Consider the following 19940-nt stretch of genomic DNA (forward strand, 5'->3'; position numbering starts at 1 on the left):
CCCACACCGTGTTGTCCGGCGCAGCTTGAGGGTTGCGCCGGATTTTTCCATTGAACAAAGAACCCCATGAACGCCTATCAGCCCCGCACCGACGACATGCAATTTTTGTTGTCCCGCGTTTTGAACGCGCCGGCCCAACTGCAAGCCCTGCCCGCCTTTGCCGAGGTGGACGCCGAATTGATGCAGCAGGTGCTGGGTGAAGCGGGCAAGTTCGTGGGCGACGTCATCGCCCCGCTCAACCGCGATGGCGACGAGGTCGGGGCCCAATGGAAAGACGGCGTGGTCACCATGCCGCCGGGCTTCAAAGACGCCTACCAATCCTTTTGGCAATCGGGCTGGCCCGCTTTGGCCGCCAGCGCCGAAGATGGCGGCCAAGGCCTGCCCAGCGTGCTCGAAGCCATGCTCTACGAAATGCTGAGCGCCGCCAACCACGGCTGGACCATGGCGCCGGGCTTGCTGCATGGCGCGTACGAATGCATCAAGCACCACGGCAGCGACGAACTCAAAGCGCAGTATTTGGAGAAAGTGGCCACCGGCGAATGGCTGGCCACCATGTGCCTGACCGAGCCGCACGCGGGCTCTGACCTGGGCCTGGCGCGCACCAAGGCGGTCCCCATGCCCGATGGCCGCTATGCCGTCAGCGGCACCAAAATATTCATCTCGGGCGGTGAGCACGACCTGAGCGACAACATCGTGCACCTGGTGCTGGCGCGCCTGCCCGACGCGCCGCCTGGCCCCAAAGGCCTGTCGCTTTTCCTGGTGCCCAAGTTCTACCCCGACGGTTCGCGCAGCCGCGTGCACTGCGATCGCATCGAAGAAAAAATGGGCCTGCACGGTAGCCCCACTTGCGTGATGCGTTTTGACGAAGCGGTGTCTTCAATCGTGGGCGAGCCCGGAAAGGGCCTGAACGCGATGTTCGTGATGATGAACGCCGCCCGCTTGCATGTGGCCTTGCAAGGCATTGGCCTCTTGGACGCCGCTTGGCAAAAGGCCGACGCCTATGCACAAGAGCGCCGCCAGATGCGTGCGCCGGGCAAAGGCAAAAGCGCGGGCGAGGCTGACCTGATTGCCGAGCACCCCGCCATGCGCCGCATTCTGGACACGCAGCGCGCCTGGGTGGATGCCGGTCGCGTGTTGGCTTATCGCACGGCCCTTGAGTTGGACCAGATCAAACACAGCCCCAACGCCGACACGCAAGCCGCCGCCCAGCGCTGGTGCGCGCTGGTCACGCCGGTCATGAAATCGGTGTTCACCCACCAGGCTTTCCATGGCGGCAGCGACTGCCTGCAGGTGCTGGGTGGCCACGGCTATGTGCGGGAATGGGGCATTGAGCAAATCGTGCGCGACGCCCGCGTGGCCATGATTTACGAAGGCACCAACGAGATTCAGGCGATTGACCTCTTGGTGCGCAAAGTGCTGGCCGATGGCGGCGCTGGCATGAACGCGCTGCTGGACACCCTCACAGCCGACTTGCCCCAGGCGGCCAAAGCCAGCAAAGCACACACCCCAGCGCAGGCCCGTATCCAGACCTTGCGGGCGGTGACGCAACAAATCGTGCAGGCTGCCCCCAAAGACGCGGCGCTCGCTTACCGTGTGGCCGACGACTATTTGCGCGCTGTGGCCCTGGTGCTGATGGACTGGGCGTGGCTGCGCATCCAAGCGGGCGTGGACGCCGACACGCCCAACGCCCAAGCCCGTTGGCTGGCACCGGCCAAGGCCTTGCGAAGCTGGGTGCTGCCCGAGTTCCAGATGCGCAGCTTCATCATCGTGCAGCAATGCATGGCAGCCGCATGAGCGACAACATGCCCAGAACCATACGATCTGACAAAGCCGCCAATTTAGTGGCCCCAAAAACTCCACGCCCCGCTTCGGCCAAAGCGGTGCGCCCCAGCGCCAAAGTGGTCAAGCCTGCTGCCGCCAGCGTTGAGCAAGTGGACACCCGCTACCTGCAAAGCCTGATGGGCTACAACGCGCGGCGTGCGGCCCTGAGCATCATTGAATTGTTTTTGGACCGGCTTGCGCCCTATGGCCTCAAGCCGGTGGACTTTTCGGTGATGTCCACCATTGGCCACAACCCCGGCGTGACCTCGCGGCAGCTGTGCGCGGCCTTAAATTTATTGCCCCCCAACCTGGTGGGGTTGATTCAGTCGCTGGAGGCTCGGGGCCTGATCGAGCGCAAGCCCCACCCGCACGACGGTCGCGCCGTGGGCCTGCACGCCACCTCCAAGGGCCAGGCCTTGATGGTGCAAGCCGAACAAACGGCAACCGAGCTCGAAACCGAAAAAACCGCCAAGCTCACGCCAGCAGAGCGCAAAACGCTGCTGTCGCTGTTGCAAAAAATTTACCTCTGAGCTTCACCTGACAGCAGCGCGTTCGGCCAAAAAGATGTCAATCCGACGGTTGCGGGCGCGGCCTGCTTCTGTGGCATTGTCGGCAATGGGTTCACGAGAACCTCGGCCATCAATCGCCATGCGGCTCGCATTGACGCCGCGTGACACCAGATAATCGCGCGCACTTTGCGCCCGGTTCACCGACAAAGGGTTGTTGATGGCGTCGCTGCCTGTGTTGTCGGTGTGGCCCACAATTTTGACCTCCATGGACACTTGCTGGCTCAAACCCTGAGCAAATTGGTCCAGGATCGGGCGCAAATTCGGCTTGATGTCATAGCGCCCCGTGTCGAATGAAATGTCATTCGGAATGCTCAGCTTGAGCTGGTTATCAGCGGTTTGCGTGACCACCGTGCCGGTGCCCGCTGTGGCAGCTTCCATGGCGCGTTTTTTGTCTTCCATGTTTTTGGACCAGACATACCCGCCCAAAGCGCCCAAGCCCGCACCAATCGCAGATGATCGCGAATCGTGCCCCAGGATCTGCCCGGCCACCGCGCCAATCAAAGCGCCAGTTCCAGCAGCTTTTTGTTCAGGGGTTGCTGTGGCGCAGCCAGTCAATAAAACGGCTACGGCACAAGCGGCTGTGCCCATGGCGGTCCACACGGAATTTTTCGGGGTCATGAACTGTGTTCTCCTTTGACATGAATGGACCTAATTTAGCCCATGCAGACTGGATTTCAGTTTTGCAACACACCAAGCTTGCAAGTAATCGTTTCAGCCCTGTCCGCCCAGGTGACAGCCTGGCAAGCACCCGGCTGTCAAAATCATTCTTTTGTTTGCCCGAAAGGATGGAACATGCTGCCCAACACCTTGCCCACAGACATGCATCAGGCCTTGTTGATCGGGCGTTTATGGGTGCCAAGCCTGGGGCCTGTGCTCGTGGCAATCGCGCAAGACGCCGTGTTCGACCTGTCTGAATTGGCGGCCACTTGCAGCGATTTGCTGGAACTGCCCCAAGCGGCCGAACGCGTGAGTGAATGCATGCGCACCGGGCAGGCGCCTCGCCTGGCCAGCACAGCCGATGCAATGGCCAACAGCGATGAAAGCAAGCGCCAAGCCGACCAGCCCTGGTTCATGGCCCCGTGCGACTTGCAGGCCATCAAGGCGGCAGGCGTGACCTTTGTGGCCAGCATGCTCGAGCGCGTGATCGAAGAGCAGGCACGGGGCGACGCCAGCCGGGCAGAAGCGGTGCGTCAGGCCGTGGTGGCGGTGATTGGTGACAACCTTCGCAGTGTCAAACCCGGCTCGCCCGAATCTGGCAAGCTCAAGGAAGTGCTGCTGGCCCAGGGCATGTGGTCGCAATACCTGGAGGTGGGCATTGGTCCTGACGCCGAAATTTTCACCAAGGCGCAGCCCATGAGCGCGGTCGGCCCAGGCGCCAGCGTGGGCATCCACCCGGGCAGCCAGTGGAACAACCCCGAGCCCGAAATCGTGCTGGCAGTCAACTCACGCGGTCAAGTGGTCGGCGCCACGCTGGGCAACGATGTCAACCTGCGCGACTTTGAAGGCCGCAGCGCCCTGCTGCTGGGCAAGGCCAAAGACAACAACGCCAGCTGCGCTATCGGCCCTTTCATCCGATTGTTTGACGACCATTTCGGCATCGCCGATGTGCGCCAGTGCGACCTCAGCCTGAAAGTGCATGGCCCTGAAGGCTTTGTGATGCAAGGCAGCAGCTCGCTCAGCCAGATCAGCCGCGATCCGCTGGATCTGGTGGGTCAAGCCATGGGCCAGTACCACCAATACCCGGACGGCATGATGCTGTTTTTGGGCACCATGTTCGCCCCCACGCAAGACCGGCATGGCCCCGGCCAAGGCTTCACCCATGTGGTGGGCGACGTGGTGAGCGTGTCCACCCCCCAGCTGGGCACCTTGGTCAACCAAGTCACCACCAGCGACCAGGCCAAGCCCTGGGTATACGGCGTGGGCGCCCTGATGCGCGACCTGGCCAAACGCCAGCTGCTGGTTTAACAAGCACAAAGCATCCCGGTAGGTCGGCGGCTTCAGCCCCGACATGAGGCCTGCGCCGAAGCGAACCATGTCGGAGCAGAAGCTCCCACCTACGGGGGCCGTGTATCCGAAGGTCGGCACTCGAAGAGTACGACATGACAGGATCCGGATGATGTGCAGGTCGGGGCTGGCATAATTTTGGTTTTTCGACCGCCCTCAAGCGCCTGCGTTGGCGCCATCGCATTCACAGAAAGCTCTCCCATGAACACCACCCCCTCCGGCCTGCAATACGAAGACACCGTTGTTGGCGAAGGCGCTGAAGCCACCAAAGGCCAGGACGTCACCGTGCACTACACCGGCTGGCTCTACAAGGACGGCCAACAAGGCGCCAAGTTCGATTCGAGCCGTGACCGACGCGATCCCTTCGTGTTTCCATTGGGCGCAGGCATGGTCATCAAGGGCTGGGACGAAGGCGTGGCCGGCATGAAGGTGGGCGGTCAGCGCACCTTGATCATCCCGTCCGAGTTGGGCTACGGTGCCCGCGGTGCTGGCGGTGTGATTCCGGCCAATGCCACCCTCAAATTTGACGTGGAATTGCTGGCTTTAAACTGATTAGGCACTCAGTCTGCCACCCTGCCCGCCGCCTGGCGGGCTTTTTTCTGGCAACCTGCTGCAGCCACCTCATTCGCCTGAGCACCCCCTCTTGAAGTCTGATCATTCGCCCTTACCTAATGGGGGTATTCATTTTTTGCGGACATTGTTCATGTCAGAAGCTACTCAAAACCCCGAAATCAAACCCTTGAGCGATGAAGAGCTGGCAGCCGCCGCTGCCATGGCCCCCACCGACCCACTGGCTGATGCCCAAGCTGAACTGGCCAACCTGAAAGCGCAAAACGCCGATCTGGCCGACCAGTTCCTGCGTGCCCAGGCCGATGTGCAAAACGCCCGTCGCCGCGCGGACGAAGAAATCAGCAAGGCACGCAAGTTCGCCGTCGAAGGCTTTGCCGACAGCCTGCTGCCTGTGCTCGACAGCCTGGAAGCCGGTCTGGCCATCCCCAACGCCACGCTGGAACAAATCCGCGAAGGCTCCGAAGCCACCTTGCGCCAGCTCAAAAGCGCGCTGGAGCGCAACAAGGTGGTCGAAATCGCCCCGCCTGCGGGCACCAAGTTCGACCCGCACCACCACCAGGCCATCAGCGTGGTGCCCGCCGAGCAGGAAGCCAACACCGTGGTCACTGTGCTGCAAAAGGGCTACCTGATCGCCGAGCGCGTCCTGCGCCCGGCTTTGGTGACGGTCACCGCCCCCAAATAAATCGGCCTTAAACAGGCGGCCATGGGCTTGGCCGTGGTCTTGAAGGGCGTGTTCAACGCCCATTGCCATCGGGGTGGGCGTTTACACGACCCCAGCTCAACATTGGTTTTTTGTGTCTTGGACCACGTAAAACCTTTTTTGGGGTGTGGGGACTTGAAATGTTTTCACCCCGCCCCACTTTCAGAGCATCAACACTTTCACTCAATTTCGGAGCATCAACATGGGAAGAATCATCGGTATTGACTTGGGCACCACCAACTCGTGCGTGGCCATCATGGAAGGCAACACGACCAAAGTGATCGAGAACGCCGAAGGCGCTCGCACCACGCCTTCGATCATTGCCTACCAGGAAGACGGCGAAATCCTGGTTGGCGCATCGGCCAAGCGCCAGGCGGTCACCAACCCCAAGAACACGCTGTACGCAGTCAAGCGCTTGATCGGCCGCAAGTTCGCCGAAAAAGAAGTCCAAAAAGACATCGACCTGATGCCTTACACCATCGCCAAAGCCGACAACGGCGACGCCTGGGTGGAAGTGCGCGGTCAAAAGCTGGCCCCGCCACAGATCAGCGCTGAAATTCTGCGCAAGATGAAGAAAACCGCCGAAGACTACCTCGGCGAAGAAGTGACCGAGGCCGTCATCACCGTGCCCGCCTACTTCAACGACGCTCAGCGCCAGGCCACCAAAGACGCGGGTCGCATCGCCGGTCTGGATGTCAAGCGCATCATCAACGAACCGACCGCAGCCGCTTTGGCCTTCGGTCTGGACAAGAACGAAAAGGGCGACCGCAAGATCGCCGTGTATGACCTGGGTGGCGGCACCTTTGACGTGTCCATCATCGAGATCGCCGATGTCGATGGTGAAAAGCAGTTCGAAGTGCTGTCCACCAACGGCGACACCTTCCTGGGCGGCGAAGACTTCGACCAGCGCATCATCGACTTCATCATTGCCGAGTTCAAGAAAGAATCCGGCGTCGACCTGACCAAGGACGTGCTGGCCCTGCAGCGCCTGAAAGAAGCCGCTGAAAAAGCCAAGATCGAGCTGTCCAGCTCGGCGTCCACCGACGTCAACCTGCCCTACATCACCGCTGACGCCACAGGCCCCAAGCACCTGAACGTCAAGCTGACCCGCGCCAAGCTGGAGCAACTGGTGGAAGAGCTGATCGAGCGCACCATTGCCCCTTGCCGCACCGCCATCAAGGACGCTGGCGTGTCGGTCTCCGACATCCACGACGTGATTTTGGTGGGCGGCATGAGCCGCATGCCCAAGGTGCAGGAAAAGGTCAAGGAATTCTTCGGCCAGGAACCCCGCAAGGACGTGAACCCTGATGAAGCCGTGGCTGTTGGCGCTGCCATCCAGGGCCAGGTGCTGTCGGGCGACCGCAAGGACGTGCTGCTGCTGGACGTGACACCTTTGTCTTTGGGCATCGAGACCATGGGCGGTGTTATGACCAAGATGATCACCAAGAACACCACGATCCCGACCAAGTTCGCACAAACCTTCTCGACAGCAGAAGACAACCAGCCAGCCGTGACCATCAAGGTGTTCCAGGGCGAGCGCGAAATTGCCAACGGCAACAAGCTGCTGGGCGAGTTCAACCTCGAAGGCATCCCACCCGCATCGCGCGGCACGCCCCAGATCGAGGTGTCTTTTGACATCGACGCCAACGGCATCCTGCACGTCGGCGCCAAGGACAAAGGCACCGGCAAGGAAAACAAGATCACGATCAAGGCCAACTCGGGTCTGTCGGAAGACGAAATCCAGCAAATGGTGAAAGACGCCGAGCTGAACGCCGCCGAAGACAAGAAGAAGCTCGAATTGGTGCAAGCCCGCAACTCGGGCGAAGCCGCTGTGCACAGCGTCAAGAAGAGCCTGACCGAGCACGGCGACAAGATCGAAGCAGCTGAAAAAGAAGCCATCGAAGCAGCATCCAAGGCGCTGGAAGAAGCCTTGAAAGGCGAAGACAAAGACGCCATCGAAGCCAAGACCGAAGCCCTGATGACGGCCAGCCAAAAGCTAGGCGAGAAGGTCTATGCCGAGATGCAAGCGCAACAAGCTGCAGCCAGTGCAGGCGCTGCCGAAGCCAAGCCCCAGGACGACAACGTCGTGGACGCTGAAGTCAAGGAAGTCAAAAAGGGCTGACCCGGTTCAGCGACCTGCGTTGAGCGTTCAGCGTGCGGAATTACCGCGACCTGCTGGCCTGGCAAGTTTCTTTTGAGCTTGCCAGGCTTGTCTATGAGTTGACCGAGTCTTTTCCAAAACACGAGGTTTTTGGGCTCACTGCGCAAATGCGCCGAGCTGCTGTGTCGATCCCCAGCAATTTGGCTGAAGGCGCAGGTCGTGGTGGTAAAAAGGACTTTGCGCATTTCGTGACCATGGCCAGGGCCTCGCTCAACGAACTTGAAACTCAGCTTTTACTGGCCCAAGCATTGGGTTACGGCGAATTGACCGATGCCATGCAACAACACATTGAACGCTTGTTTGCTCTCCTGAACGGTTTACGCAATTCGCTCAACGCTCAACGCTCAACACAAAACGAACATGGCTAAACGAGATTTTTACGAAGTGCTGGGCGTTGCCAAAAACGCTTCAGACGATGACATCAAAAAGGCTTATCGCAAGCTGGCGATGAAGTACCACCCTGACCGCAATCAGGGGGATGCTGCCAAAGATGCCGAAGCCAAATTCAAGGAGGTCAAAGAGGCCTACGAGATGCTGTCGGACGGCGAAAAACGTGCCGCCTATGACCAGTACGGTCATGCCGGTGTGGACCCCAATATGCGCGGCGGCCCCGGTGGGGCTCAAGGCTTTGGGGGCTTTGGCGATGCGTTTGGTGACATCTTTGGTGACATCTTTGGCGGTCAAGGCCGCGGTGGACGTGGCGGTGGTCGCCAGGTTTTCCGGGGCGCCGATCTGAGCTACGCCATGGAAATCACGCTCGAAGAAGCGGCCAACGGCAAGGATTCGCAGCTGCGCATTCCAAGCTGGGACGAGTGCGACACCTGCCACGGCACCGGTGCCAAACCCGGCACCAGCGCCAAAACCTGCTCGACCTGCCACGGCCAGGGCCAGGTGCAGATGCGCCAGGGCTTTTTCAGCGTGCAGCAAACCTGCCCACACTGCCGGGGCACGGGCAAGATCATTCCCGACCCTTGCGGCACTTGCCACGGTCAGGGCAAGGTCAAGAAACAAAAGACGCTGGAAGTCAAAATCCCGGCCGGTATCGACGACGGCATGCGCATTCGCAGCGCGGGCAATGGCGAGCCGGGCACCAACGGCGGGCCACCGGGCGATTTGTTCATCGAGATTCGCCTTAAGAAACATTCGATTTTCGAGCGCGACGGTGACGACCTGCATTGCGCTGTGCCCATCAGCTTCAGCAAAGCGGCATTGGGCGGCGAAATCGAAGTGCCCACCCTGGGCGGCAAAGCAGCCATTGACATTCCGGAAGGCACACAAACCGGCAAGCAATTCCGCATTCGCGGCAAAGGCATCAAGGGCGTGCGCGGCAGTTATCCGGGCGATTTGTATTGCCACATCACCGTGGAGACTCCGGTCAAGCTCACCGAGCACCAGAAAAAGTTGCTCAAGGAGTTTGAAGAGTCCTTGCAAAAAGGCGGCGGCAAACACCAGCCCAGTGGCGAGAGCTGGACCGACAAGCTCAAGGGCTTCTTCGGCGCTTGAGTTTGACTGTAAGTCTGTGGCTTCAGCCCCGACATGATGGCGCGCCTGCACCGGCAATGTCGGACCTGAAGGTCCGACCTACAGAAACCTGATGAGACCGATCCCAAGGCTGTTTGACTTGCGTCAAACAGCCTTTGGCTTTTGGGGCCACCATGGTAAGCATGAGCGCCACCATCACGTTCCTGGGCGGAGCCGACACTGTCACCGGCTCCAAATACCTGATCGAGCATCAAGGCCAGCGCCTTCTGGTCGATTGCGGGCTGTTTCAAGGCTACAAACAGTTGCGTTTGCGCAATTGGGGGCCTTTGCCCGTGGCAGCCAACCGCATCGACGCCGTCTTGCTCACCCACGCCCATCTGGACCACAGCGGCTATTTGCCCCTGCTGGTCAAAAATGGCTTCAAAGGCCGTGTGCACGCCACAACGGGCACCTGCGATCTGGTGGCCATCTTGTTGCCCGACAGTGGCCACATTCAGGAAGAAGACGCGTTTTTTGCCAACAGGCATGGTTTTTCCAAGCATGCACCGGCCTTACCGCTGTACAGCAAGCAAGAGGCCATCGACAGCCTCAAGCACCTGCGCGCCGAGCGGCAAGGCCAATGGTTTGAGCCGATGCATGGCTGGAAAGCGCGCTTTCAACCGGCGGGCCACATTCTGGGGGCCGCCAGTTTGCTGCTGGATGTGTCGGGGCGGCGCATCCTGTTTTCTGGCGACCTGGGGCGGCCCGATGACCCCTTGATGAACCCGCCCGAGCCACCGCCGCAAGCCGATACGGTATTGATCGAATCGACCTATGGTGATCGCCAGCACCCCAAGGAAAAACTGTTTGAAGAACTCGGCCCCCTGCTGCACAAGCTGGCCGCCCGGGGCGGCGTGGCCGTGGTGCCGGTGTTCGCGGTGGGTCGCGCACAAGCGGTGCTGCACACCATCGCCCAACTCAAGGCGGCCGGAGAGATTCCACGCAGTTTGCCGATTTTTCTGGACAGCCCCATGGCTATCCACACCACCGCGCTGTTTCAACGCCACCCTGGCGAGCACCGCCTGAGCGAACAGGAAGTACGCAATATGGACCATGTGGCCACCATGCTGGAGACGCCCGAGCAATCGAAATCTTTGGCCAGAAGACACGGCCCCATGGTGATTCTGGCAGCCAGCGGCATGGCCACCGGCGGGCGCGTTCTGCATCATCTGGCGCAATACGCTGGCGATCATCGCAACATGATCATCCTGACGGGCTACCAAGCCCCCGGAACACGTGGCGCCTGGCTGGCCAGTGGTAGCAACACCATCCGAATCCATGCCCAGGATGTGGCAGTGCGCGCCGAGGTGGTGCAAATCGAGTCGGCCTCGGCCCATGCCGACGCCAACCAGCTACTCAGCTGGCTGCACAAAATGCCCAGCGCCCCCGGGCAGGTGTATGTGGTGCACGGCGAACGCGAAGCCTCAGACATGCTTCGCCAGCGCATTGAGCACGAGATCAAATGGCGCGCTCTGGTGCCCGAGCAAGGCTCGGTCTGGCCGTTGTAGCAGCACGGCGTTTATCTGAATTCTGGGAAATCGGCGGCTTCAGCCCTGACATGGGCCTGCGCAAAACCAACAGCGTCGGACTCTGCGAGTGCCGACCTACGGGAGACAGCGCTCTTGTAGATCGGCGGCTTCAGCCCCGACAAGACTCATCAGCGCTAAAGCCGTCATCATCGGATCTGAAGCCCAGACCTACAAAAAGCGGTCGAGCAGCTTGCGCGAGTGTTTGTCCATGGCTGCGAGGTCGCGGATCATGTATTGCACGCCATCAGCGTCGTTGATCAGCAGCACCGTGCCCGTCAGGCGGCGAATGTCTTCTTCGCCCTTGAGCAAAAACTGGTTCTCCCCGCGATCCGTCATCACCGTCCAGGTGCTGGGCGTGGCAAAGCTGCTGACCCCCTCCAGACGCAGGATTTCGGGCAGAAATTCCCGTTCATTGAGTGCCTGCAAAACGGTGGTGCGCACGGCAGCATCGAGCTTGGCCAGGTCGTCGATCCAGAGCAGCTCATGCCCTTCGGCGTCCATCAGGGCAATGCCCTGCTCGGGCGAGGTCACGGGGTAAGCCCGCAGCGCGGTCACCGGCGCGTGGCGTGTCCCATCGACCAAAACCAGGGTCCAACGGCCAAAGGCATCGCGTTGCAAATCAAACGGGGTCATGCGTTCACCTTTTGTGCTGTCACCGGGCTGCTGCCACCCAACACCGCTTCGGCCTCGGCCTGGCGCTGCTGCGCTTCGTACAGGCGCCAGTAAGCGCCCTGGGCTTCGATCAGTTCGTCGTGAGAGCCTTCTTCGACCACCACACCCTTGTCCATCACGACCAAACGGTCGGCCTTGCGCAAGGTGGACAGGCGGTGCGCAATGGCAATGGTGGTGCGACCGCGCACCAGGTTGTCCAGGGCACGCTGAATTTCCTTTTCGGTCTCGGTGTCCACTGCCGAGGTGGCCTCGTCCAGGATCAGGATGCGTGGGTTGATCAGCAAAGCTCGCGCAATCGAGATGCGCTGGCGCTCACCACCAGACAGGCCCTGGCCGCGCTCACCTACCAGCGAGTCGTAACCCTGCGGCATGCGCAAGATGAATTCATGTGCGTGCGCGGCGCGGGCAGCGGCCACGATGTCTTCGCGGGTCGCACCGGGCTTGCCATAGGCGATGTTGTCGGCAATGGTGCCGAAGAACAGGAAGGGCTCTTGCAAGACCAAACCAATCTGGCTGCGGTAGTCGGCGATTTTGAGCTGGCGGATGTCGGTGCCGTCGAGCTCGATAGCGCCTTCGGTCAAGTCGTAAAAGCGGCAGATCAAATTGACCAAGGTGCTTTTGCCCGAGCCGCTGTGCCCCACCAGACCGATCATCTGACCAGGCTGGATGTCCAGGTTGAGCTGGCGGATCACGGCGCGATTGCCGTAGCGGAAACCGGCGTCGCGCACCGTGATGCGCCCTTGCACCTGTGGCAGGGGCAAAGGATTCACCGGCTCGGGCACGCTGGAGACATGGTCCAGGATGTCAAAAATACGCTTGGCCCCCGAGGCGGCTTTTTGCGTGTGCGAGACGATGCGGCTCATCGTGTCCAGACGGCCATAAAAGCGGCCGATGTAAGCCAGGAATGCGGTCAACACACCCACGGTGATTTGGTCATCCGACACCAGCCAGATGCCAAAGCCCCAAACCACCAACAGACCCACTTCAGTCATCAGCGTGACCGTGGGCGAGAACAAGGCCCAGACACGATTGAGGCGGTCGTTGACCATCAGGTTGTGGCGATTGGCGTCCTTGAAGCGGGTGGCTTCGCGGTCTTCCTGGGCAAAGGCCTTGACCACGCGGATGCCGGGAATCGTGTCGGCCAGCACATTGGTCACTTCGGCCCAGACGCGGTCGATCTTTTCAAAACCGGTGCGCAGCCGCTCGCGCACCACATGGATCAGCCAGCCAATAAAGGGCAGTGGCAGCAAGGTCACCATGGCCAAGGTGGGGTTGATGGTGAACAGGATGACCGCGGTCATCAGGATCATCAGCACATCGGTGGCGAAGTCCAGCAGGTGCAGGGACAGGAACACGTTGATGCGGTCGGTCTCGTTGCCGATGCGGGCGATCAGGTCACCGGTGCGGCGGTCGCCAAAGTACTCCAGCGAGAGCTTGAGCAAATGCTCGTAGGTGGTGGTGCGCAAGTCGGCGCCAATGCGCTCGGACACCAGCGCCAGGATGTAGGTTTTGGCCCAGCCCAGCACCCAGGCCAACAGTGCGGCGCCCAGCAAACCCATCAAATACAGGGACACCAGGCCCGGATCAATCGCCTTGCCGTTCTGGTAAGGGATCAGGATGTCATCCATCAGCGGCATGGTCAGGTAGGGCGGCACCAGGGTCGCGGCCGTGGCGGCCAAAGTCAGCACAAAACCCGCCAGCAGCGAGCCCTGGTAGGGCTTGGCAAAGCGCCACAGCTTGAACAGGGTCCAGGTGGAAGGCGGTGTCAGGTCTTCGCGGCCGCATTGGGAACACTCATCCTCGTCCTTGCGCATGGGACTTTGGCAAACCGGGCAAACCGAGCCCGACAGCAGGGTTTGCAAAGGCTGCCCCTGGTCGGTGTTGCCCAGACGTGCCATCTGGCTTTCAAATTGCGCCACCCAGCGAGCCACCGCCGGTTGCAGGCCCAAGGTGAAGCGCCAAACGGCCAGCCGCCCCGACGAAGTGGACAACTCCAGCGTGCCGACACCCGCGTGATCGCTCAATTTCAGGCTCAATTCGGGCTGCAAACCCCAGCTGCGCCAACTTTTTTCAGGGCCGTCAGGTGATAAAACGCGGCGATCAGTCAAAATAATGACATTTTTAGCGAACTTCAATTGCGCATCGAGGTCAACTTCCAAGAAGGCTGACGCGTTTTCTTCAGGTTGAAGGTGCACTGAAACCTCGGTTTGCCAGACGTCTGGAATCACCGGACGGGGCAAAACAGAGGAAGATGTTGAGATCATGAAGATTGAACCGCAAATAGCCGACCAGCCATTTGGCCAGTCGAGACAAAAACAACCATTGGTGTGGCCAACGACTGCACCAACTCTGCCCATGTATCTTTCGAACCCTGAGCTTCGTGCCAGCGCCAATATCGGCCGGTCATTGTATAGCCGCCCTCCCAAGCCATGAGCGCCAAAAACATCCTGTTCCTGCGCGTGACCCATTTGCGCGGCCCCAACATCTGGACCTACCGTCCCGTGATCGAAGCCCTGATCGACATCGGTGAATTGGAGGATTTCCCCTCCAACTTGCTGCCCGGCTTCAACGACAGGATCAAAGCCTGGCTGCCCCAGATGATCGAGCACCGCTGTACGCCTGGGGTTCGCGGTGGCTTCTTCCAGCGACTGGACACCGGCACCTGGGCGGGTCATATCCTGGAACACGTCAGTCTGGAGCTGCAAACCCGAGCGGGCATGCCCATGGGTTTTGGCAAAGCGCGTGAGGCAGGCCCGCGTGGGGTCTACAAAGTCATCATCCGCACCGACCACGAAGACGTGGGTCGCAGCGCACTGGAAATGGCACGCGAGCTGATCCTTGCGGCCATTCACGACAGTCCGTTTGACGTGTCCGGCGCCATCTCCAAACTGACAGACATGGTCGACAGCCTGTATGTCGGCCCCAGCACCGCCAGCATTGTTGAAGCCGCTTACGACCGTCGTGTGCCCTTCATCCGTCTGAACGCAGGCAATCTGGTGCAATTGGGCCACGGCGTGAACCAGCGGCGCATCTGGACAGCCGAGACCGACCGAACCAGCGCGATTGCTGAAGGCATCTCCAAAGACAAGGACCTGACCAAAAACCTGCTGGCCATGTGCGGCGTCCCCGTGCCCGAAGGCCAGGTGGTGGCAAGTCCTGCCGCTGCCTGGGTGGCCGCGCAGGAAATCGGCCTGCCCGTGTGCGTCAAGCCCAGCGACGGCAACCGTGCCCGGGGCGTGTCGCTGGATCTGCACACCCAAGCCGATGTGGAAGCGGCCTACGCCATTGCTCTGGAGCAAGGCAGCGAAGTCATCGTGGAACGCTTTGTGCAGGGCGCCGAACACCGTCTGCTGGTGGTGGGCGACCGTCTGGTGGCCGCCAGCCGTGGCGAAACCGCCAGTGTGACGGGCGACGGCCAGCACAGCGTGCGTGATCTGGTCGAGATGCAGATCAACTCCGACCCACGTCGTGGCAGCGACGGCAGCTTGCCCCTCGAACGGGTGCGCCTGCGCGACAACAGCCCCGAGGTGCTGGAGTTGGCCCGCCAAGGCCTGAACCCCGACAGCGTGCCCGAAGCGGGTCGCCAAGTGCTGGTCAAGCGCACGGGCAACATGACCAGCGACGTGACCGACGAGGTGCATCCCGATGTGGCCGCACTGGCCGTGTTGGCAGCCCGCGTGGTGGGCCTGGACATTGCCGGTGTGGATGTGGTCACCCCGGATATCCGCGAACCCTTGGGCCAGCAAGGCGTGGTGGTCGAAGTCAATGCAGGCCCCAGCTTGCTGATGCACCTGAACCCGGCCGAAGGCCAGCCCCGACCAGTCGGTCAGGCCATTGCCGATCACCTGATCCCCCCCCAGGAAACCGGCCGAATCCCGGTGATTGGTCTGATGGGTGATGGCGACACCACCCGCAGTGCCAAACTCATTGCATGGCTGCTGCACCTTCACGGTTTTTACACCGGGCTGGCTTGTGCAGATGGCCTTTACATTCACCAACGCTGCGTTCAGACAGAGCATGCCATGGACTTTGAACAAGCCGAGCGTTTGCTGGTGAACCGATCCGTACAAGCGGCCGTGTTCGAAACGGATGCACGGCGTTTGCTGACCCAGGGCCTGCCCTATGACCGCTGCCAAGTGGGCATCGTCACCCGCATGCCCAAAGCCGCACCGCTGGAAGACCTGTATCCCGGTCCGGACGAAAAAATGCCCAGCTACATCCGCACCCAGATTGATGTGGTGCTGCCGCATGGCTTTGCCGTGCTCAACGCAGATGATGAAGCCGTGGCCGATTTGGCGCAGTACAGCGATGGCGACGTGATTTTTTATGCTGCCCAAGAATCCAACGCACGCCTGAGCGCGCACCGCTGCGAAGGCGGCCGCGTCGGTTTCTGGCGCGATGGCCAGCTGATCCTGGCCGAAGGCAGCAAGGAAGTGTCCGTGCTCTCCAGCCAGCGCCCCGCTGTGGCCCGCTTACTGAAAACCGACACACTCAGCCAGACCGACATGCTGATTGCCAGCTGCGCGGCCTGGGCTCTGGACATGGGCGCCGACCTGATCCGCGCGGGTGTCAAGAGCTACGGCCAAACCGCCGCCGTCTGAAGCGGCCCCAGAAGAACAACAGGAACCCATCTCCATGGAAGTGTCCCGAATTCGCGCCTTGCGCGGCCCCAACTTGTGGAGCCGCCACACGGCCATTGAAGCCATCATCACTTGCACACCCCATGAGCAAGGGCTGAACGCCCAGCACCCCATCGAGCAGCAATTGCGCCGCATCTTCCCGCAAGTCGGCCCCTTCGATGGGCAACGGCCGGGTCAGCAAGTCGCCATGGCACACGCTCTTGAAAAAGTGACGCTGGGCTTGCAAACCCAGGCCGGTTGCCCCATCTCATTTAGCCGAACCACCCCGACCCAAGAGCTTGGTGTGTACCAGGTGGTGGTGGAATACAGTGACGAGGCCGTTGGGCGCTTGGCCTTGGAACTGGCTGAAAAACTTTGCCATGCCGCCATCACCGGCGTCGGTTTTGATGTGGAGGCGGCCATCACCCAGCTGCACGAACTCGACGAAGAAGTGAGACTTGGACCCTCCACAGGCGCCATCGTGGACGCAGCTGTGGCCCGTGGCGTTCCCATCCGACGACTCACGGATGGCAGCCTGGTGCAGTTCGGCTGGGGCGCCAAGCAAAGACGAATTCAGGCCGCCGAGATTGACACCACCAGTGCAATTGCCGAGTCCATTGCACAAGACAAAGACCTGACCAAAAGCCTTTTGCACGCAGCCGGGGTGCCCGTGCCCATGGGACGGCCGGCCTTGTCCGTGGACGAGGCCTGGCAAGTGGCCCTGGAAGTGGGCCTGCCCGTGGTCGTCAAACCGCAGGACGGCAACCAGGGCAAAGGCGTCTCAGTCAATATCACCGACCGCACGGCCTTTGACAACGCCTATGCCACCGCCGTGCGCTACGGCGTGGTCATGGTCGAAAAATTCCTGCCCGGCCACGATTACCGCTTGCTGGTGGTGGGCAACAAACTGGTCGCCGCTGCACGCCGCGAGCCGCCCTTGGTGGTGGGTGACGGCAAGCACACCGTGCGCCAGTTGGTGGACCTGGTCAACGCCGACCCGCGTCGCGGCACAGGTCACTCCACATCGCTGACCAAAATCCGCTTTGACGACATCGCCATTGGCCGCCTGCGTGAGCAAGACCTGGAGCCCGAATCGGTGCCCGAAAAAGGCCGACGCGTGATCCTGCGCAACAACGCCAACCTGTCCACTGGCGGCACCGCCACGGATGTGACCGACGATGTGCACCCCGAAGTGGCCGCCCGCGTGATCGAGGCCGCGCAAATGGTGGGCCTGGACATTTGCGGCGTGGACGTGGTGTGTGAGTCGGTGATGCGGCCTCTTGAAGAGCAAAACGGCGGCATTGTCGAAGTGAATGCCGCCCCTGGTCTGCGCATGCACATCAGTCCCTCGTACGGCAAGGGCCGCGATATCGGCAAGGCCGTGCTTGACCATATGTATCCCGATGGTGACAACGGCCGTGTGCCCGTGATTGCCGTGACCGGCACCAATGGCAAAACCACCACCGTGCGCCTGACCGCCCACCTGCTCAAAGCCCAAGGCCTGCGCGTGGGCATGACCAACACCGACGGTGTGTACGTCAACGGCCGCCAGACCGATTCAGGCGACTGCAGCGGCCCGCGCAGCGCCCGCAATGTGCTGATGCATCCCGAGGTGGATGCCGCCGTGTTTGAAACCGCGCGTGGCGGCTTGCTGCGCGAAGGCCAGGCCTTCGACCGCTGCAAAGTGGCCATCGTGACCAACATAGGCGCTGGCGATCATCTGGGTCTTAACTACATCACCACGCTCGAAGACCTGTCGGTGCTCAAACGCGTGATTGTGCTGAATGTTGAGCAAAATGGCATGGCCGTGCTCAACGCGGCTGACCCTGCGGTGGTCGCCATGGCACACCACTGCCCCGGCGATGTGACGTTTTTCGCGCTCGACGGCAACCAGCCCGTGCTGGCCGCGCACCGCGCTCAAGGCAAACGCGTGGTCTTCACTGATGACGGCGACATCGTGGCCCAAAACGGCAAACAGATTTTCCGCATCCCGCTGGCCCAAGTGCCCTTGACGCGCCAAGGTCAGATCGGTTTTCAGACTGAAAATGTGCTGGCGGCTGTGGCTGCAGCCTGGGCAGTGAATGCACCTTGGGATGCCATCGCCCAAGGCCTTGCAACGTTCATCAGCGATATCCAGGGCGTCCCCGGTCGCTTCAACGTGTTCGATTACAAAGGGGCCACCCTGATTGCCGATTACGGCCACAACCCCGATGCCATCCAGGCTCTGGTGCAGGCCGTAGACAACATGCCCGCGAAAAAACGGGTGGTGGTGATCAGCGGCGCTGGCGACCGGCGCGACCAAGACATCCGCGAGCAGACGCAGATTCTGGGGGCAGCCTTTGACGATGTGCTGCTGTATCAGGATGCCTGTCAACGCGGCCGAGCAGACGGCGAAGTGCTTCAGCTCTTGCGCGAAGGTCTGCATGGCGCCTCACGCGCCCGCCATATCGAAGACATTCAGGGTGAATTTAATGCCATTGACATTGCGCTTTCGCGCCTGAATGCAGGTGATTTGTGCCTGATCCTCATCGACCAGGTCGAAGAAGCATTGGCCTACATCACCGAAAAAGTCAAAGCTGAAAGCCTGAAAGCCTGATTTTCACCTGGCGGCTTCAGCCCGCCAGGCTGTTGATGTGCATGGCCAGCGCCACACTGAACATGAAAATCCCCACCCAACGCAGCCAGCGCATGAAGGTCGGGCGGGGTTGCTCCACATATTTGAAAAGCAAAGCCCCGGCCAACAAAGACAGTGCCAAAGAGCCCAGCATCCCCAATGCATTGGGCAACAACTGTTCAGGCCAGCGTTGCGACACCCAGGCATTGACCGCCAAGCTGACGCCAAAATGGACCACGAACACGGCGTAAGACATCCTTGAGATCCCCTGAACTGTCCGGCACCACAAGCCACCTCCCACAGGGGACTGAAACCAAGTCAGCGGAGCGCCGACCAACAAGGCCGCTACCGCCAAAGCGGTGACCAGCCGCCAATTCGGGGCCAACCACAGCGCCATGGCACCCAAAAACACAAAAACTCCCAAACTGGCCCCGAATTTTCCCGCCTCCTGCGCCCGTCGAGTCTGATAGGCCAGCCAACCCATGGCGTAAGAGCCGCAAAAATAGAGGGCGTAATCGTCCAGACTTTCAATGCCACTCCACCACCACAAAGACGCTGCAGCCAGCGTCAGCCAAAGACGTTTGCACCAAACCTCTGCACTTGTGTGAGGTTTCAAGCGGCTCAGCCACTGTGCCATGGCCAGCACCAGCAAGGCCAGCGCATACAGCTGAAAATCCATGGCCACATACCAAACACCCGCCGACAAGGCTTCCAAATCCAGCAAATGCTGCAATAAAAAGACATGCGCCCAAGCCTGCCACCATGTGGGCAAAGCGGACAAAGAGGGGTGATCAAATCCAGGCCTGATGATTTCAGACACCAGCACCACGAGACTCAGGGCCGCCAGCAGCGGCAGCGCCAGTCTCAAATAGCGACGCCACAGCCACTGCGCAGCCAATGGCGCATCAAGTCTCATGATGTGGCTCAAACTGCCCGCTGTCAAAAAGCCACCGCAAACCAAAAACATCTGCACCGCCAATCGCGCACGGTCAAACAACCATTCGATCAGTTGGGGCCAGGCGCCCATCACGACGTCCGACATGGGTCCGTAAAAAGCCAGATGGTGGAGCACAATCAAGACACAGCCAAGTGCCTTGAGCAGGTCAAGCAGCCAAGCTCGCCCCGAAAGGGGCGCCACCTCAGGAGCAGAGACAGTCGTG

Annotated in this window: 15 protein-coding genes; 11 read left to right on the forward strand and 4 right to left on the reverse strand. The window is 60.8% G+C overall.

Annotated features, from left to right (window positions below):
• The first annotated feature begins 66 nt into the window (after window positions 1-66).
• Together AMM33_RS14705 and AMM33_RS14710 are read left to right on the forward strand one after the other, a co-directional pair.
• Complete coding sequence (locus AMM33_RS14705; RefSeq protein ID WP_090142057.1) at window positions 67-1794, forward strand: acyl-CoA dehydrogenase family protein; 1728 nt, start codon at window positions 67-69, stop codon at window positions 1792-1794.
• A gap of 8 nt (window positions 1795-1802) precedes the next feature.
• On the forward strand, window positions 1803-2351 hold the full coding sequence (locus AMM33_RS14710) for a MarR family winged helix-turn-helix transcriptional regulator (RefSeq protein WP_090142127.1): 549 nt from the start codon (window positions 1803-1805) through the stop codon (window positions 2349-2351).
• A 3-nt stretch (window positions 2352-2354) separates the two neighbouring features.
• Here AMM33_RS14710 and AMM33_RS14715 read toward each other — a convergent pair whose 3' ends face one another.
• The gene (locus AMM33_RS14715; protein WP_228768154.1) at window positions 2355-3008 is read right to left on the reverse strand and encodes a YiaD family glycine zipper/OmpA-like lipoprotein; all 654 of its coding nucleotides are present in this window, start codon (window positions 3006-3008) and stop codon (window positions 2355-2357) included.
• A gap of 174 nt (window positions 3009-3182) precedes the next feature.
• Between AMM33_RS14715 and AMM33_RS14720 the strand changes: the two genes are divergently transcribed.
• The 7 genes from AMM33_RS14720 (at window position 3183) to AMM33_RS14750 (ending at window position 10854) form a co-directional block, all read left to right on the forward strand.
• Complete coding sequence (locus AMM33_RS14720; RefSeq protein WP_090142058.1) at window positions 3183-4355, forward strand: fumarylacetoacetate hydrolase family protein; 1173 nt, start codon at window positions 3183-3185, stop codon at window positions 4353-4355.
• 240 nt (window positions 4356-4595) lie between these two features.
• A complete protein-coding gene (locus AMM33_RS14725) occupies window positions 4596-4946 on the forward strand; it encodes an FKBP-type peptidyl-prolyl cis-trans isomerase (RefSeq protein WP_090142059.1) in 351 nt (116 codons plus the stop codon).
• Window positions 4947-5097: 151 nt separating this feature from the next.
• Complete coding sequence (grpE, locus tag AMM33_RS14730) at window positions 5098-5646, forward strand: nucleotide exchange factor GrpE (protein WP_090142060.1); 549 nt, start codon at window positions 5098-5100, stop codon at window positions 5644-5646.
• 220 nt (window positions 5647-5866) lie between these two features.
• On the forward strand, window positions 5867-7786 hold the full coding sequence (dnaK, locus tag AMM33_RS14735) for a molecular chaperone DnaK (RefSeq protein ID WP_090142061.1): 1920 nt from the start codon (window positions 5867-5869) through the stop codon (window positions 7784-7786).
• Window positions 7787-7818: 32 nt separating this feature from the next.
• On the forward strand, window positions 7819-8193 hold the full coding sequence (locus AMM33_RS14740) for a four helix bundle protein (protein ID WP_228768155.1): 375 nt from the start codon (window positions 7819-7821) through the stop codon (window positions 8191-8193).
• Window positions 8186-9328, forward strand: coding sequence for a molecular chaperone DnaJ (gene dnaJ / locus AMM33_RS14745; protein ID WP_090142062.1), 1143 nt, complete (start codon window positions 8186-8188; stop codon window positions 9326-9328). Before AMM33_RS14740 ends, dnaJ begins: the two co-directional genes overlap by 8 nt.
• Window positions 9329-9489: 161 nt before the next feature.
• Window positions 9490-10854 (forward strand): MBL fold metallo-hydrolase RNA specificity domain-containing protein, encoded by a 1365-nt coding sequence (locus tag AMM33_RS14750; protein WP_090142130.1) that lies wholly within the window; start codon window positions 9490-9492, stop codon window positions 10852-10854.
• A 189-nt stretch (window positions 10855-11043) separates the two neighbouring features.
• Here AMM33_RS14750 and AMM33_RS14755 read toward each other — a convergent pair whose 3' ends face one another.
• Together AMM33_RS14755 and AMM33_RS14760 are read right to left on the reverse strand one after the other, a co-directional pair.
• Window positions 11044-11508, reverse strand: a complete 465-nt coding sequence (locus AMM33_RS14755) for a cyanophycin metabolism-associated DUF1854 family protein (RefSeq protein WP_090142063.1) — start codon at window positions 11506-11508, stop codon at window positions 11044-11046.
• A complete protein-coding gene (locus AMM33_RS14760; protein ID WP_090142064.1) occupies window positions 11505-13811 on the reverse strand; it encodes a cyanophycin metabolism-associated ABC transporter in 2307 nt (768 codons plus the stop codon). The genes AMM33_RS14755 and AMM33_RS14760 overlap by 4 nt, the downstream gene beginning before the upstream one ends.
• Before the next feature lie 165 nt (window positions 13812-13976).
• Here AMM33_RS14760 and cphA (AMM33_RS14765) point away from each other — a divergent pair, with 165 nt between their 5' ends.
• Both cphA (AMM33_RS14765) and cphA (AMM33_RS14770) read left to right on the forward strand, forming a co-directional pair.
• Window positions 13977-16148, forward strand: coding sequence for a cyanophycin synthetase (gene cphA / locus AMM33_RS14765; RefSeq protein ID WP_090142065.1), 2172 nt, complete (start codon window positions 13977-13979; stop codon window positions 16146-16148).
• Window positions 16149-16182: 34 nt separating this feature from the next.
• On the forward strand, window positions 16183-18762 hold the full coding sequence (gene cphA / locus AMM33_RS14770) for a cyanophycin synthetase (RefSeq protein WP_090142066.1): 2580 nt from the start codon (window positions 16183-16185) through the stop codon (window positions 18760-18762).
• Between the two features lie 16 nt (window positions 18763-18778).
• On the opposite strand, the gene AMM33_RS14775 is transcribed toward cphA (AMM33_RS14770), so the two are convergent.
• Entirely contained in the window at window positions 18779-19918 is a 1140-nt protein-coding gene (locus tag AMM33_RS14775; RefSeq protein ID WP_228768156.1) for an acyltransferase family protein, read from the reverse strand.
• Window positions 19919-19940: the final 22 nt, after the last annotated feature.

The sequence above is a fragment of the Limnohabitans sp. DM1 genome, from assembly GCF_001269385.1.
Taxonomy (GTDB): Bacteria; Pseudomonadota; Gammaproteobacteria; order Burkholderiales; family Burkholderiaceae_C; genus Limnohabitans_A.

Coding starts and splice junctions, on each gene's coding strand:
- AMM33_RS14755 (WP_090142063.1), bottom strand. CDS start 11,508: ATGACCCCGTTTGATTTGCAACGCGATGCCTTTGGCCGTTGGACCCTG.
- grpE (WP_090142060.1), top strand. CDS start 5,098: ATGTCAGAAGCTACTCAAAACCCCGAAATCAAACCCTTGAGCGATGAA.
- cphA (WP_090142066.1), top strand. CDS start 16,183: ATGGAAGTGTCCCGAATTCGCGCCTTGCGCGGCCCCAACTTGTGGAGC.
- AMM33_RS14715 (WP_228768154.1), bottom strand. CDS start 3,008: ATGACCCCGAAAAATTCCGTGTGGACCGCCATGGGCACAGCCGCTTGT.
- AMM33_RS14725 (WP_090142059.1), top strand. CDS start 4,596: ATGAACACCACCCCCTCCGGCCTGCAATACGAAGACACCGTTGTTGGC.
- cphA (WP_090142065.1), top strand. CDS start 13,977: ATGAGCGCCAAAAACATCCTGTTCCTGCGCGTGACCCATTTGCGCGGC.
- AMM33_RS14705 (WP_090142057.1), top strand. CDS start 67: ATGAACGCCTATCAGCCCCGCACCGACGACATGCAATTTTTGTTGTCC.
- AMM33_RS14750 (WP_090142130.1), top strand. CDS start 9,490: ATGAGCGCCACCATCACGTTCCTGGGCGGAGCCGACACTGTCACCGGC.
- AMM33_RS14760 (WP_090142064.1), bottom strand. CDS start 13,811: ATGATCTCAACATCTTCCTCTGTTTTGCCCCGTCCGGTGATTCCAGAC.
- dnaJ (WP_090142062.1), top strand. CDS start 8,186: ATGGCTAAACGAGATTTTTACGAAGTGCTGGGCGTTGCCAAAAACGCT.
- dnaK (WP_090142061.1), top strand. CDS start 5,867: ATGGGAAGAATCATCGGTATTGACTTGGGCACCACCAACTCGTGCGTG.
- AMM33_RS14720 (WP_090142058.1), top strand. CDS start 3,183: ATGCTGCCCAACACCTTGCCCACAGACATGCATCAGGCCTTGTTGATC.
- AMM33_RS14710 (WP_090142127.1), top strand. CDS start 1,803: ATGCCCAGAACCATACGATCTGACAAAGCCGCCAATTTAGTGGCCCCA.